This window comes from Nocardiopsis sp. YSL2 (assembly GCF_030555055.1).
Lineage (GTDB): Bacteria > Actinomycetota > Actinomycetes > Streptosporangiales > Streptosporangiaceae > Nocardiopsis.
The window spans coordinates 80,944-96,229 of sequence record NZ_JAMOAO010000001.1; the positions used below are offsets into that span (position 1 = coordinate 80,944).

Sequence of the window (15,286 nt, forward strand, 5' to 3'; positions counted from 1 at the left end):
GGAGTTCATAGGGCTGCGCTCCGTGGACCGATCGTGGCCGGTCGCGTGTGCTCGTCTTCGCGTTGGGCAGCCATCCATAGGACGGTGCGCTCCAAGCCGTCGTCCAGCGCCACCCTCGGTTCCCAGCCGAGATCCTTCCGAACACGGGCGATGTCTGGGATACGTCGGCGCGGGTCGTCGACTGGGCTGGCGATGAAGTCAATCCACGAGTCGGCGCCGCACAGGTCACGAACTCGCCGCGCGAGGTCGAGGATGGTGATCTCCTCAGGGTTGCCGAGGTTGTAGGGACCGACTCCGCCGTGGTGAAGCACCCGTGCGATACCTTCCACCAGGTCGTCCACATAGCACATGGATCTGGTCTGGGTCCCGTCACCGGTCACTGTGATCGGTTGACCGCTCAAACACTGGCTAACGAAGGTCGGCACTGCGCGGCCGTCATGGGGGCGCATACGCGGCCCGTAGGTGTTGAAGATGCGGACGATGGATGTGGCGACGCCGTGTTCTCGGTGGTAAGCCATGGTCAGGGACTCCGAGAATCGCTTCGCTTCGTCGTACACCGATCGGGGCCCGATCGGGTTGACGTGTCCCACGTAGTCCTCGCGCTGGGGGTGGACTTGAGGATCCCCATACACCTCGCTGGTCGAGGCTAGTAGGAACCTGGCTCCCGTCTCGCGCGCCAGGGCGAGGACGTTGCCGGTTCCGCGGGAACCAGCGTCCAGGGTCTGGAGGGGAAAGCGCAGGTAGTCGACTGGACTGGCGGGCGAGGCCAGGTGCAGGAGGGCATCCGCGCCGCCGGAGACCTCCAGGCTGTGCGCGACGTCGTGCTCGAGAAGGTGGAACCGCCGCTCATTCTCGAGCCGCATGAGGTTGGCCGGGTCACCGGTGATCAGGCTGTCTACGCAGAGCACCTCGTACCCATCGTCCACCAACCGTTCGCATAGGTGGGATCCGATGAATCCAGCTCCGCCGGTGACAATCGCACGAGGGCTGCTCATTCCGCCCCCGCGAGCGCCGACTCCCGGCGCACAGCCAGACGCGCGACCACCGGGGCGAAGGCCTCGGCTAGATGCACGGGAATAACCCAGTAGGTGATCCCGTACCGCTCTCTGCGCTCGACGAGGATGTCGCAGATCTGGTCCACGGAGCCGACGACGGCCAGGGGGGAGTCCAGCGCCTCGTCAGGTGGAAGGCCGAACATAGGCGACAGGACCCTTCGCGCGTATCGCTCACGCTGATCGGTAACCGCGGCGGCAAAGGCCAGGCACTGAAGCTCCGGCGGCGAATCCCGCTCCGCCGTGAGTTCACGGACCAGCCGTACCCGCTCGTCGAAGCGTTCAGCCGTCGCCGAGGCTCCGAAACGCGTGTCCTTGCCACCGGAGGATAGGACCGCTCCAATGTTGACGATGCCGGCGTGGCGTGCGGCCACCCCGAGCACACGTTCTCCGCCTCCGCCGATGGTTAGGGGCGCCTTCTCCTGGATCGGCCGCGGCCTCCCCACTGCCCCCTCGATGCGCAGGTACCGGCCAGAGAGGCTCGCCATGCCCTCCTCCCATAGCCCCGTGAAGACCTCGACACTTTCCTCCAGCAGAGCGATCCGCTCACGGGCCGACACCATCTCCACACCCGCGCGTTCATAGTCCTGGGCGTACCAACCCGCTCCCAACCCGATCTCCGTCCTTCCGCCGGACATCAAATCCAATGTCGCCATCTCCTTGTAGAGAAGGGGAATGGACCTTAGGCCAGCTGCGAGCATCAGGGTGCCCAGGCGAAGTCGTGAAGTGTGCTCCGCCGCTACGGCCAGGGAGACAAGGGGACCCCAGTCCTTGTCCTGGTGATCGGGGAAGAGCAGCGAGGAGTAGCCGAGCGACTCGACCAACCGGGCCCTGCGGCGCCAGTCCGAGGCCTCGGTCCCGTTCGCGGCGAGAACGCCAAAACGGAAGGGTTTCCGTCCAGATGGCACTTCTGACATGGTGTGACCTTTCGGAGAGCGAGAGGGTAGGTCCGGCGTCATGACCGTTCGGTCAACCTCCTGTAGGCCCCTGGGTGTCTTGCGTTCGGACCCCAAACCTGGGTGGATCGGTAGTGCCTAAGCATCCGCAGGTCCAAATCGATCAGGACCATGCCCGGTTGGTGGTCGGCCTCCGCCAGGCAATGGTCACGTGGCCGGCCATCTCGGAATGCCATTCCGTCGAAGACGCAGGACCGGCCGTTCATGCGGGGCGCCGGGTAGTTCGCCATGGCATGGGCGGCCATGTTCTCGAAGGCCCTGGCCCGGAACTGTCCGATGCGGTCGTCGCAGAGCAGACAAGCGTTCGGAGTCACGACCAACTCGGCCCCTCCGAGCGCCAATGCCCGAGAGGCCTCTGGGAACTCCCTGTCAAAGCAGAGCATGATGCCCACGTCGACGTGGTCAGCACCAGTGTCCAGACGCACCACGTCAAATGTCCCGCCGGGTGTAAGGGCCTCCTCCCACGTGAAGTCGCAGGTGTGCACCTTGGTGTAGGTGAGTAGGTCGCGCCCTTGGCGATCGATAAGGGTGGCCGCGTTACCGAGGCCGTTCGCACCGCCTTGGAGATAGGTGACCACTACAGCCATGTCGTGTTCGCGTGCGGACCGGCGAAACGCTTCTAACCACTGTGAATCTGGGCCCATCGCGCAGGCCTCCCAAGCGGCACGCGCGTCCGGGACGCGAGGCGGTGTGCCGTATCCCGTACTCCACATCTCGGGGAAGACCAACAGGTCCGTGCCTTCCGCCGCGGCCTCACGGCATATGTCCAGGCCCCGCTTGAGGTTGGCGTCGGGGTCGTTCACTGCTGCGCGGTGCTGAGCCAGGGCGATCCTCATACGCGCTCTTCATGACGGGAGGCAGGGGCGGCCGGCGTTTGTCCCGTCGGGTGCGGGACTCGAACGCGCCGTCCAGTCCGCGCAGAGTTCATGGCTGCTTGCACCATGGCTAGAGTGCCTAGATTGTTCGAGCATTCACCCCAGGGCATCTCACCGGTGCGCAGGGCACGGACAAATTCCGCAAGGACTCGTCCCACACCCCCGTCGGATCGGCTCTGTTCCGAAGACACAGTCCCGTCTGGAGCAGAGGGAGAGAGCCGCACCGGTGGGCCGTCCCCGTCCCACAGGGCGCTGCCGTGTGCCCCACTGACCCGCCACTCACCGTTCCAGGAGGTCATGTTGCCTGGGGCAGACCAGCTCCCGTTGTAGACGAAGCGCCCACCCCCCACCATTTCGAACACGCACGTGGCCGAACCTCCGGAGGAAAACGAACTCCAGGATGCGTTGTACTCCTCGCAGTACACGTGTGCGGCCTCTTCACCGGTGAGATAGCGGACCGCGTCAACTGTGTGAACCATCATGTCCATCAGCAGTGGGTGGGACATCTCCCTGCGGAACCCATCAAAGGGCTCGTCGCGCAGGAAGTTCACGGCGATGAGGAACTGAGGGCCGATCGAACGGACGTGGTCACGCAGTGAGGACAGGTGAGACTCGTAAGTGCGGCTCTGCGCCACCATGAACAACCTGCGGGCATCACTGGCCAGCGCAACCAGTTCCTCAGCCTCGGCCAGGGAGGCAGCCATCGGCTTCTCTCCCAGTACCGGCAAACCGAGGGCCAGGGCCTCGGCGGTGACGGTGAAGTGAGAGCTTGGAGGAGTGACGTTGACCACCGCATCAACCCCGTCGAGGGCTGGCAGCAGCTCATCCAAGTTTGAGGAAACCGGAACCCCCCTGGCGCCGGTTCGGATCACCGCCCACCGTGCCCGCCTGATGTCTTTGTCCACTACGCCCACTAGCTCGGTGTCGTCTGAGGCCAGGACGGTGCGTATCCATTCGAGGCCCATGGCCCCCGCACCGACGACCACTACGCGAAGGACGCTGCGCTGAGCGGTCTGGAACTGGGTCTCCACGCTGCCTCTTTCCGCCGATCCTGCTCCGTACCCAACGTTCAACGGGCACAGAGAATAACTTCCATTTCGACCCGGGAGGAGCGGACCTCCCCAAATACCCCATGAGGTGGGTGCATTTACAACACAGGTCGGCGCCAACATCATAAAAACATTGAAAGCGCTTGCCTGACGCTACACGAGACGCGGTTGAAACACCAGGTGTGCCGTTAATCGCCGCAGCCGGAGGCAGTATTGAACGCCTACCGAAGAGATGTCAAGACCCGAGGAGGCCCTGCGCACAGTAAAGCGACTGCCGGAGTCACAGCTACGGACCCACATGACTACCAGCGCTCAGCTACCTACAAAGCCTTCTCCCCCAAGGAAAACACCAGGTCATGAAACCGAGGCAGGCAATGCGAACGTTCCACACAGCCAGGCTCGACCGTGCGCACCCTGCCGCACGGATGACCCCCCAGCCGTGGCCGGAGTCGGCCAACAGGCATACAGCCGACGATCAGCGGGAAGGCGCGCGCGACACGTCGAAGGCGGCACCAGAGAGGGATAGCACCCACGGACCACCCAGCAGAGCCGCCGGCCACCGCGAGGAGCCTTGCCCCACATGTGAACAATTTGTTAAAAAATGTTAAAAACGATTAAATCCCTGATGGGAGGGACCCTTGTGGCGCCTGACCTACCATATCCATCTTGACACCCCAGCAATCTCGCCGTAGGTTCCACATCGGCCAGTCATTCGGCAAGAATGTTGGCGCGTCTGCTTTCCCTGACATCCACATCCGTGCGGAGTCACCTATTAACTACCAGGCCCGCGCGTAAGGAAAGGCTGGTGCCCAGGGTGCCCATCCCTGCCGCCGAAGAAGTGGTGCTCCCCAAGGGCGGATTAACGTCCTCGATCGCATCGCGGAAGGAATGGATCTTTTTCGCCACCCTATGGAGCTCCCATCCGGGGCTGACCGTGCTGTGGTGGGCGCTCGTCCTGGCCCAGGGGGTGCTTCCCGCCGGCTTCGTCGTGGCGGTCGGAACGCTCGTCGGCGCCGTCGCCGACGGCGCCCCGCTACGTACGCCACTGCTCCTCATCGGGGTCGTCTTCGTCCTCATGCAGGTCCTGACACCCCTGCACTCCCAGGTCGGCTCCCTCCTGGGCGAGCACGTCTCCGACCGCCTGCACGACCGCCTGCTCGTCGCCGCCGGCGCCCCCGAGGGCGTCGCCCACCTGGAGAACCGCGAGCACATGGACGAGCTCACCGCCTCCCGGGACTTCGACCTCGGGATGACCGGCCCACCCCTGCACCTGTCCATGGGCCTCATCGCGGGCGGCCTGGTCGAGGCGGTCGCGGGCCTGGCCCAGGCGGTGGTCCTGGCCGCGTACGCCTGGTGGGCCCCGCTCCTGGTCGGCGGCGCCTGGCTCTCCACCCACTGGCTGCTCCGCGAGAGCAGCCAGTGGGACCGCAACACCGGCGAGGTCCTGGACGCCCAGCGCCGCGCCGAGTACTCCTACCGGCTGGCCGTGGACTCCCCCGCCGCCAAGGAGATCCGGCTCTTCGGCCTCGCGAGCTGGCTGACCGACCGCTTCGCCGCCGACCGCCGCACCCTCGTCGAACTGCGCTGGCAGGCCACCCGGCTACGGCAGCGGCCGATGCGCTGGGCGGTGGCGGTCCTGATGGTCTCGGGCGGACTGTTCTTCTGGTCCCTGGGCCGGGACGCCGCCTCGGGCGCCGTCGGCCTGGGCCAGGTGAGCACCTTCGCCTACGCGGCCGTCGGCGCGAGCGCCCTGGCCTTCGGAGGGCTGAACTGGGCCCTGTCCCTGGCCTCCGACGGGGTCGCGTCGGTACTGCGCGTCGAACGGAAGATGTCCACCACGGCCGCGGCCCGCGGTGTGGTCTCCGGAGGAGCGTCGGCGGAGAGGATGCCCGCCGCGGAGATCAGGTTCCGCGACGTGACCTTCGCCTACCCGGGCATGTCCGCGCCGGTCCTGGACCGTCTCGACCTCACCATTCCCGCCGGGGGCTCCCTGGCCGTGGTCGGTGTCAACGGCGCGGGCAAGTCGACCCTGGTCAAGCTCCTGTGCCGCCTCTACGACCCGGTCTCGGGAACGATCGAGGTCGACGGCACCGACCTGAGGGACCTGGACGTGGAGTCCTGGCGCCGCCGCGTCAGCGCGATCTTCCAGGACTTCGTCCGCTACGAGCTGCCGCTCAAGGACAACGTCGCCCCCCTGGGCGCCACCCCCGAGGAGGTCCGCGAAGCCCTGGCGATCGCCGGCGCCACGGATCTGCGCGACCCGGACACGGTGCTCTCCCCCGGATACGAGAACGGCACCGACCTGTCCGGCGGACAGTGGCAGCGCGTCGCCCTCGCCCGGGTCCTGTGCGCGGTGGGCCAGGGCGCCGGTGTGGTCGTGCTGGACGAGCCCACCGCCCAGCTGGACGTGCGCGGCGAGGCCGAGGTCTTCGACCGCGTGCTGGAGGCCACGCGGGGCTGCACGACCGTCCTGATCTCCCACCGCTTCTCCACGGTCCGCCGCGCCGACCGGATCTGTGTCATGGACCGGGGCGGGGTCGTGGAGCTCGGGAGCCACGACGAACTCATGGCCCTCGGGGGCACCTACGCGCGGTTGTTCGACCTCCAGGCCGCGCGCTTCACCGAAGAGTTCAGCGACGAGCAGGACGGAGCCGGCCATGCCGACCGATGATCATCCCCTGCCCTCGTCCGGGCGGGCCCTGGGCCGCACCCTGCGGCTGGGCTGGACAGCGTCACCCGGGCTCATCGCGGTGGCGTTCGCCACCACGGTCGGCGCCGCCCTGCCCGACGTCCTCATCGCCGCCGTCCTGGCGGGGCTCACCGAGGCGGTGGTCTCCGGGGGCCGGACCGAGATGATCACGGCCGCCGTGCTCCTGGGGGCGCTGGCCGCTCTGAGCTGGCTGCTGCGCGTGGTGAGCGAGCGGGCCAACCGTCGCTTCGCCGACCGCGCCGCGGTGTTCATGGAAGCGCACGTGGTCCGGCTCCAGAGCGGCATCCCCACCCTGGAACACCACGAACGCCCCGCCTACGTCGACCGCGCCCAGCTGCTCCGCGACCACGCGGACACCCTGAGCGAGGTCTACCAGTACCTGTTCCAGGCGATCGGCGCCCTCCTGCGGCTGGGGCTGACCACGGCGCTGCTGATGACCGTCCACCCCCTGCTCGGCCTGCTGGTCCTGTTCGCCGTACCCACCGCCCTGGTCTCCCACTGGCGGGGCGGAGCGGAGCACGCGCTGCAGGAGGGGCTCGGACACCACGAGCGCCTCGCGCGGCACTTCTTCCTCCTCGGCACGAACGCCTCACCCGGGCGCGAGCTGCGCGTCACCCGCACCAGGGAGCGCGTCCGCCACGGGCGCCACCAGGCGTGGGCCGCACGCCACCGGGCCCTGTCCCGGGCCCGCTGGGCCACCACGGCGTGGCAGGCGGCCGCGCTCGCGGTCTTCGGCTGCGCGTTCACCGGCGCGGTCGTCTGGGTGGCCACGGGCACCGGTTCGGCGGCCCAGGTCGTCCTCCTGCTCACCGCGGGCGGACGCCTGGCCCAGTACATCGGCCAGACGCTGCGCCAGGTGCACTTCCTGCGCACCATCTGGCTGGAGGGCGGGCGCCGCCTGCTGTGGCTGGAGGAGCTGTCCGCCCGATCCGTCTCGCGGAGCCCGGTCCCCCCACCTGAGCGGATGCGCTCCGGCATCACCCTGGACCGGGTCTCGTTCGGCTACCCCGGAACGGACCGGCCGGTCCTGGACGACGTCACGCTCCACCTGCCGGCGGGAGCGGTGGTCGCCGTCGTCGGCGAGAACGGAGCGGGCAAGTCCACGCTGGTCAAGCTCCTGGCGAAGATGTACGAGCCCGACTCCGGGCGGATCCTCGTCGACGGCGCCGACCTGGCCGACATGCCGGCCCACGCGTGGCGGGAACGGCTCTCCGGCGCCTTCCAGGACTTCGCGCGCTTCGAGTACCCGCTGCGGCTGTCCATCGGGCTGGGCGACCTGCCCAGAGCCGAGGACGGGGCGGCCGTCGACCGGGCCGTCGAGCGCGCGGACGCCCGCGCCCTGGTCGACCGGCTCGACCGCGGCCTGGACACCCGGCTCGGCAACACCTGGGCCGGCGGGGTGGAACTGTCCGAGGGACAGTGGCAGAAGGTCGCGCTCGCCCGGGGCTACATGCGCGACGATCCCCTGCTCCTGCTGCTGGACGAGCCCGCCTCGGCGCTGGACGCCGAGACCGAGCACCTGCTCTTCGAGCAGTACGCCGAACGCGCCAGAGCACTCAGGGGCCGGGACCGCATCACGCTCCTGGTCTCGCACCGCTTCTCCACCGTGCGCATGGCCGACCACATCGTCGTCATGGACGGGGCCCGCGTGTGCGAACAGGGCACCCACGAAGAACTCATGAAGCACGGCGGGCGCTACGCCGAACTGTACGAGATCCAGGCCCGCGCCTACCGGATCGAGAGGTGACCACCGTGAACGCTCAGTACCCTCTGTGGGAACTCCTGGGACGGCCAAGTGGCTTCGGGGCTCCCGAGCACACGGCCACACACGCCCGGGGAACCCGCATCCGCTTCGCTGATGACCGGTGGCGCCTGTGCGCGACCAGCGGACTATGGAACGCCAACCTGGGCTACGGAAACCAGCGCATCGCCGATGCGGTGGGGACGGCCCTGATCGACCACTCCTATCTGAGCCTGTTCCGGGGCGGCCACAGCCCCGCGGTCAAGGCGGCCCGCGCGCTCCTTGAGGTCTGCGGCGACGACCACTACGGTCGGGTCCTGTTCACCACCTCGGGGGGTTCCGCCAACGACGCCGCAATGAAGATGGCCCGGCAGTACTGGGCGCTCAGGCGGAGCTTCCGCCGCCGCGTCATCGTCGGGCTCCGCGGCAGCTATCACGGTCTCACCTACGGCAGCCACGGTCTGACCGGCGAGTCACTCGCCCAAAGCTACTACAGCGTGGACCAGCGTTGGATCCGGCATGTCGACCACCGTGGCGCAGGCGAACTGACTGAGCTGCTGGCCTCCGAGGGCGAGTCCGTGGCAGCGGTCGTCGTCGAACCGGTCCTGGGCACCGGCGCGTACCCGCTGACCCCGGATATGGTCGCGGACCTGCTCCGGCTGCGACGCGAACACGGGTTCCTGCTCGTGGCGGACGAGGTCGCCACGGGGTTCGGGCGGACCGGCCCCTACTTCGCCAGTCAGGAGTGGCCTGAACCCCCCGACATCCTGCTGGCCTCCAAGGGGCTGACCAACGGTACGTGCGCGGCGGCTGCGGTCGTGGCCTCGGCGGAGGTGCTGTCGGTGTTCAACCGAGCCGACGCTTCGCTCATCCACGCGGAAACGCAGGCTGGCTCCCCTACCACCTGCGCGGCGATCACCGCGGTTGCGGGTGAGATGGAGCGGCTCGATGCGCTCCAGAACGGGAAGCGGGTGTCAGTCGGACTGGACAGACTCCTCGATTCCATAGGCGGCCATCCCCTCGTGCGTTCCACCGGCGGCACAGGATGCTTTCGGGCGATACGGCTGCACACGTCGGACAAGGTCACGGCCGCAACAGCCGTAGACATGATCCACGCGGCCGGCGCCGTCGTCAGCCCCGGCCCCGACTGCGTCCAACTGGCTCCCGCGCTCGTCTACGAACCAGATGACCTCGAGGAACTGGAGCACGCCCTGCGTACGGGGCTGGACGAAACCGCGGAAAGATCCTCCTGACGGAAGGCGTGTCGTCGCCATGACCGGGAACGTGTACGCCCCGAGATTTCCCACAGCCCGAGAGAACCCCTACGACCCGCCAGATTCCTATCGAGGAGGGAAGGACCGCCTCTACCAGCTGCAGCTCGCCTACGGCGGCCACGCCTGGATGGTCACGGACATGGAGACGGCCAGGATGGTCCTAGCGGACGCGCGTTTCAGCTCCGACTCGACCAACCCTGACTACCCCAACCTCCCTCTTTCATCCAAACGCCACGTACCGGGTCACTTCGTATCTATGGACCCGCCCGAGCACACGTCGATGCGCAAACTGGTCACCTCCGACTTCAGTGCGGCCCGCGTCCGGCAGCTGCGTCCCAAGGTGGACACAGTCGTGGCGGGACTGATCGATGCCCTGATCGGAAGCGGGGCATCGTCCGGTGACCTGGTGGCGACGGTCGCGGTCCCACTCCCCGGGGCGGGAACGGCGGAGATGTTCGGAGTGCCAGACGATCAGAGGCCAGTCTTCATGGACTGCGCCCGCAGGCTCCAGGTCCAGGACGCGACGACAGCACAGCGCGTCGCAGTCAGCGGGCGAACGAACCGCCTGCTCGCGAGGATGATCGACGCTAAAGTGGGCCCTCCTGGCGACGACATCCTCACCCGACTGGCCAAGCTCCGAGCCAGCAATGAACTGACCACGGCACAAGCGGTCGGAATCGCCAACCTCATCCTCGTGGCCGGCCTGGAGACAGTGGCCGGTTTGTTCTCCCTGACGATGCTCTCTCTACTCAGGGACGAAAACCAGCGCCGCCTGATGAGTGAGTCCCCGCGGCGATGGGCAGGCCCGGCCGTTAGCGAATCGCTGCGCTATTGGACCGTCATCCAACATGGCGTGGCCCGGGTATGCACTCACGACGTGGAGATCGGAGGGCAGCTGATCCGAAAAGGCGATGCCGTCATCGTCCACCTGCCCACGGTCAACCGTGACCCGTCTGTTTTCCCCAGTCCTGACGAATTCGACATGACGAGGGAAGCACGAGGGCACCTGGCCTTCGGACACGGAGTACATCGCTGTCTCGGGAGCTCAGTGGCTCAGACACAGACGGAACTGGCTATCGCCGCACTGTTCGAGCGGCTCCCCCAGCTCCGCCTAACTGCTCCGGGGGGACCCTTCGGATTCTTGGACGACATGTTGGTCTACGGCCTGCGGCAGCTGAACGTCACTTGGTCTTGACACTTCCCTTAGGGAAGGTGCGTAGTCCATCCCTCACAACACACAAGGATCGTGTATGAGCAGCACACAGATTCCGATCGTCGATCTGAAGATCAGATGGGGCGGTACCCCCGACTTGAAGGGAACAGCGGAGGACATCCGCGCTGCCAATGAGGACACCCGGTTCCTCGGCGGATTTGAGCAGACGAGGCGGATCCGATCGGTGGTGGGAGAGTGATGATCACGAGCACCGCGCAGATGTACGAGGACCTGGCGGATGAGTTCGACCAGGCAGTTCCCTTCTACTCCACCTTCGGGCGCGTCATGGTGGACACCATCGATCCCCCACGAGGCTCAGCGCTCCTCGACCTCGCAGCCGGACGCGGGGCTGTGGCACGGCCTGCCCAGGAACGCGGCTGCTCTGTGACAGCCGTGGACGCGGCCCCGTCGATGGTCGCCCATTTACGGCAGGACCTGCCACAGGGGAGCATCCACGTCATGGACGTGCACGACCTCGCGTTCGAGGATGCGACGTTCGACATCGTCACGGCAGGGTTCGCGGTCAATCTCTTCGAGTACCCGGCCAGGGTCGTCCAAGAGGCGTACCGTGTGCTCAAAGCGGGCGGCCTATTGGCCTTCACCCTCCCCGGGGGCAAGAACGAATCAGGTGATCTGTCATTCTGCAACCGACTGTACGCGGAATTCTCTAGGTACCTTCCGGTCTTCGAACGGCCCATCGTCCACGTTCTGGAGACCGAATCCGTTCTCGAAGGCGCAGGGTTCACCGACGTTGCATGCCAGGAGATCACGGCCGAGGTGGAGATCCCCGACTCCGAGGCGGCATGGGAGTTCCTCACCAAGAACGGCACTGGGGAGCTGATCCTGTCCCTCCCCCACCCGCAACAGGACAAGTTCCGGAAGAGGGTGGACGAAGCCTTCGAACGCCTCAACCGCGTCGCCGTGTTGAGGAGGACCGTCCACCTGTGGAGTGGGCGCAGGTGAGCGCAGCGTCCGTGGGCCCAATCGGAAAGGGACAGCAGGAACGCGCGGGGAAGAACCCGACAACCCTGGAAGCGGTGGTCGACCGCGTCCGCCAGGTACCGGACCGCTACCGGGAGTTCCGGGTCACCCCAGACCGGGCCGAGTGGCTGCACAGGCTGGACCGGGAACTGCTCAACGAACTGACCGATGCCGGTCTCCCCTGTCGGGGCTCATCCCGTAACCGCCTCTACGACCACCGCGACCTGAGCAACATCTCCCTCGCCTTGCGCCTGCCCACCGCGCGGTACTTGGCGATGCGGGGATGGGCGGGATCGCTAAAGGCGCCACTGCCGGAAGACAGACTCCACGAGGTGGTGATCACCAGCCGCCCTCCGGAAACAGCAGTGGAGGACCCTCGATTCTCCCCTTCAGACCTGCTGAGGAGCCTTCCCTCCTTCTCGGAACTCGGCAACGGCCAGTTCCGCCTGACTCTGACCCCCGACCACCGGGAGAGCCCGGTGTGTGACGCGCTCCTAGAACTCACCAGCCCAGTGGCGGACTTGTATTTCCACGTGCTTCCGGACGAGCTCCGAGAAGATCTGGGGTTCCTCCGTGAGACAGGCTTGGCCGACTGCAAACTCGCCGCCAAGTTCGTCGTGGACAGGGCTGAGGCCAGCGGGATGAGGGCCAGACGTGCCTTCGGGTTCTTCCTGGCCGTCCCGTACTCAATCGATCACGCGTGGGCGGAAATCTACGTCGACGGATCCTGGTACGGCTTTGACCCCCATCTCCTTAATGCTCTGGTCGAGCTTGGTCTGCTCAGCGGAGGAGAGTGGCCGATGCACCGGTCAATCGGGCCCAGCACCCATCGGCTCTCCTTCGTGGAGGACCCCCTGGTGAGAGTGGCGGGAGCCGGTGTCGAGCTTTCCATGCCGACCCGCGTGGTGTCCGCTCACGAGAACACAAGCTCTCTCCGACCCCAGTGATTGGACCGACGTGCAGGATCTGAAGTCACGCGCCGAGGAGTACGTCCGCGGTGTCGTCACCGATGTCCTCGGAACTCTCCCCCTGGACGCGCCGGGCGACGACCCGCTCTCCGCCGCCCCGACCGACTCCATCACCAAAATGAACTTGGTGCTCCGTCTGGAAGAGGACTTCGGCGAATTGCCCGTCACACTTCTGTACGAGTATCAGACAGTCGAACAGGTCGCGTCGTACCTCCTGGAAGAGCACGCCCAACGGCTGTCGGAGCTGTGTGACACCGGCGGGACTTGGAATGCCTCCAGCGCGTCAGCCGTCCCAGGTTCTGAGACCGATGTCCCTCCCCCTCAGGCGGAGAGCGGTGATAAGACGGCCCTCTCCGACGGCATCGCGATCGTGGGAGTGAGTGGGCGCTACCCTGGCGCCGCCGACATGGACTCCTTCTGGGATGACTTGCGTGCGGGCGTGTGCCGCATTTCCGAGATCCCTCGACAACGCTGGACCGTGGCGGACGACGCCACGCCGGGCGAGCGCTGGGCGGCCCTGCTGGACGACGTGGACTCCTTCGACGCCGCGTTCTTCAACATCCTTCCCCATGACGCAGAGAACATGGATCCCCAGGAGAGGCTCTTCCTGGAGACCGCATGGAACCTGTTGGAGGACAGTGGCTTCCTCGGAACGTCCACTCACGAACCCTCGACCGGGGTCTTCGTCGGCACCATGCATACGACCTACGGCAAGATCGGCGCCACCAGGTGGGCTGATGGCCCCCTCGTAGGGCCAGAGTCATCACCAGGCCTGATAGCCAACCGCGTCTCCTATTTCTTCGACTTCTCCGGCCCCAGCTTCGCGGTCGACTCCGCCTGTTCGGCATCACTCACTGCGGTCCATCTGGCCTGCGAGAGCCTGCGCCGGGGTGAGTGCCGCATGGCAATCGCGGGGGGCGTCAACCTGATACTGCACCGCTCCCACCTCGCCGGACTGGCCGCCATGGGGGTCCTGGCCCCGGACGGCAGGGACAAGGTCTTCGACGCTCGCGCAAACGGATTCGTCCCGGGCGAAGGGGTCGGGGCCGTGCTGCTCCGGCCCTTGAGGGACGCGGTGGCGAACGGGGACCGGATCCTGGGGGTCATCAGGGCGAGCTTCGTCAACAGCTCCGGCCGCACGTCGGGATTCATGGTTCCGAGTCCACGCTCGCAGGCGGATCTAGTGAGTGAGACTCTGATCAGGGCGGGTGTGGATCCTTCCACGGTCAACTACATAGAGGCGCACGGGACCGGGACGGCCCTCGGTGACCCCATCGAACTCGATGGGCTCTCCCGAGTGTTCTCGACCGCAGACCGCGATCCTGACAGTTGCGCGGTGGGCTCCTTGAAGGCCAACATCGGCCACCTCGAAGGTGCAGCGGGCATCGCAGGGCTCACCAAGGTGCTGCTCCAATTGCGGCACAGAGAGCTGGCTCCATGCGCCGGTCTGGAGTCGGTGAACCCCAAGATCACTCTGGCGGGAACGCCCTTCCACTTCCCACGCTCGGCGATCCCCTGGGCACCGGTCGTACCCCGCGGGCCGGGGAGCCCTCTCCCGCGTCGCGCCGGTGTAAGCGCATTCGGCGCGGGAGGCGCCAATGCCCACGTAGTGGTCGAGGAGTTCCTTCCCAAACCGTCGCAGGCGACGGGCTTAGGCGGGTCACCTGGGCGCCCGATCCTGCTGTTGTCCGCCCGCACACCGACACAGCTCCGCCTCATGGCCAAGCGCACCGCGGACATGCTTGCGCGCGACACCACCACAGACCTCGATGCCCTGGCGTTCACATCACAGGTCGGCAGGCGCGAGCTGCCGGCGCGCTTGGCTGTGCTGACCGAAGACATCGCCGAAGCAGTCGCCGCTCTCCGGGCGTTCCACGCTGGAGGGGAACACCAAGCTTTGCTCACCATTCGGCCTCACGCGAGCATCGATCGCCAGCTTCTCGACGGTGAGGAGGGCCGGGAGTTCGTCCGCATGCTCATGCGCAGGAGGTCACTTGAGAAGTTGGCCCGACTGTGGGTGGACGGGATCGGTGTCGACTGGTCGCTTCTGTGGCCTGGAAGCCGACCGACACGTATATCCCTGCCCTCCCAACCCTGGGAGCGCACAAGCTATTGGGTCCATCCACATGATGAGATGTCGGGCAGAACAACAGAATCGATGCCTCTAGCATCCGACAGCCCGTCCGATGCCGCACCTCCCGAAGCGGTCGGCGGTGACATCGGACACCAACTCCGGCTCGTGGCTTCCACGTACTTGCGGACCCTGCCACACGAGGTAGATCTGGACGCCGACCTCATGGAGATCGGCTTCGACTCCATCGCCTTGATCGATCTCATCAGGGACATCGACGAACGCTTCGGCATCAAGATGGATCCCGACATCGTGCTCGACGGTCCCTCTCTTCGGTCCATCAAGAACCACCTGCTCACTTACCACCCAAACGCGATCAGCCAGGAGGACACGTAG

12 protein-coding genes are annotated in these 15,286 nt (G+C 66.5%); 8 read left to right on the forward strand and 4 right to left on the reverse strand.

The genetic code is table 11. The features are described from left to right. Positions 1–5: 5 nt before the first annotated feature. Genes M1P99_RS00330 through M1P99_RS00345 form a run of 4 tightly spaced genes read right to left on the reverse strand, consistent with a single transcriptional unit; the run spans position 6 to position 3,914 of the window. On the reverse strand, positions 6–995 hold the full coding sequence (locus tag M1P99_RS00330) for an NAD-dependent epimerase/dehydratase family protein (RefSeq protein ID WP_304450685.1): 990 nt from the start codon (positions 993–995) through the stop codon (positions 6–8). Further along, positions 992–1,969 carry a TIGR03621 family F420-dependent LLM class oxidoreductase gene (locus tag M1P99_RS00335; RefSeq protein WP_304450686.1) on the reverse strand — a complete coding sequence of 326 codons (978 nt, stop codon included), beginning with the start codon at positions 1,967–1,969 and terminating at the stop codon, positions 992–994. The genes M1P99_RS00330 and M1P99_RS00335 overlap by 4 nt, the downstream gene beginning before the upstream one ends. Before the next feature lie 38 nt (positions 1,970–2,007). Continuing rightward, positions 2,008–2,844, reverse strand: coding sequence for a carbon-nitrogen hydrolase family protein (locus M1P99_RS00340; protein ID WP_304450687.1), 837 nt, complete (start codon positions 2,842–2,844; stop codon positions 2,008–2,010). Further along, complete coding sequence (locus M1P99_RS00345; protein WP_304450688.1) at positions 2,841–3,914, reverse strand: Gfo/Idh/MocA family protein; 1,074 nt, start codon at positions 3,912–3,914, stop codon at positions 2,841–2,843. The genes M1P99_RS00340 and M1P99_RS00345 overlap by 4 nt, the downstream gene beginning before the upstream one ends. Before the next feature lie 823 nt (positions 3,915–4,737). Between M1P99_RS00345 and M1P99_RS00350 the strand changes: the two genes are divergently transcribed. Genes M1P99_RS00350 through M1P99_RS00385 form a run of 8 tightly spaced genes read left to right on the forward strand, consistent with a single transcriptional unit; the run spans position 4,738 to position 15,286 of the window. Then, positions 4,738–6,603, forward strand: a complete 1,866-nt coding sequence (locus tag M1P99_RS00350) for an ABC transporter ATP-binding protein (RefSeq protein ID WP_304450689.1) — start codon at positions 4,738–4,740, stop codon at positions 6,601–6,603. After that, on the forward strand, positions 6,590–8,389 hold the full coding sequence (locus M1P99_RS00355; protein ID WP_304450690.1) for an ABC transporter ATP-binding protein: 1,800 nt from the start codon (positions 6,590–6,592) through the stop codon (positions 8,387–8,389). Before M1P99_RS00350 ends, M1P99_RS00355 begins: the two co-directional genes overlap by 14 nt. Positions 8,390–8,394: 5 nt before the next feature. Then, positions 8,395–9,636 carry a daptide-type RiPP biosynthesis aminotransferase gene (gene mpaD / locus M1P99_RS00360; protein WP_304450691.1) on the forward strand — a complete coding sequence of 414 codons (1,242 nt, stop codon included), beginning with the start codon at positions 8,395–8,397 and terminating at the stop codon, positions 9,634–9,636. Between the two features lie 19 nt (positions 9,637–9,655). Next, a complete protein-coding gene (locus M1P99_RS00365; protein ID WP_304450692.1) occupies positions 9,656–10,852 on the forward strand; it encodes a cytochrome P450 in 1,197 nt (398 codons plus the stop codon). A gap of 55 nt (positions 10,853–10,907) precedes the next feature. Then, on the forward strand, positions 10,908–11,069 hold the full coding sequence (locus M1P99_RS00370; RefSeq protein WP_304450693.1) for a hypothetical protein: 162 nt from the start codon (positions 10,908–10,910) through the stop codon (positions 11,067–11,069). Beyond that, the gene (locus tag M1P99_RS00375) at positions 11,069–11,833 is read left to right on the forward strand and encodes a class I SAM-dependent methyltransferase (RefSeq protein WP_304450694.1); all 765 of its coding nucleotides are present in this window, start codon (positions 11,069–11,071) and stop codon (positions 11,831–11,833) included. Before M1P99_RS00370 ends, M1P99_RS00375 begins: the two co-directional genes overlap by 1 nt. Then, positions 11,830–12,798, forward strand: coding sequence for a transglutaminase domain-containing protein (locus M1P99_RS00380; protein WP_304450695.1), 969 nt, complete (start codon positions 11,830–11,832; stop codon positions 12,796–12,798). The genes M1P99_RS00375 and M1P99_RS00380 overlap by 4 nt, the downstream gene beginning before the upstream one ends. Before the next feature lie 10 nt (positions 12,799–12,808). Then, positions 12,809–15,286 (forward strand): beta-ketoacyl synthase N-terminal-like domain-containing protein, encoded by a 2,478-nt coding sequence (locus tag M1P99_RS00385; protein ID WP_304450696.1) that lies wholly within the window; start codon positions 12,809–12,811, stop codon positions 15,284–15,286.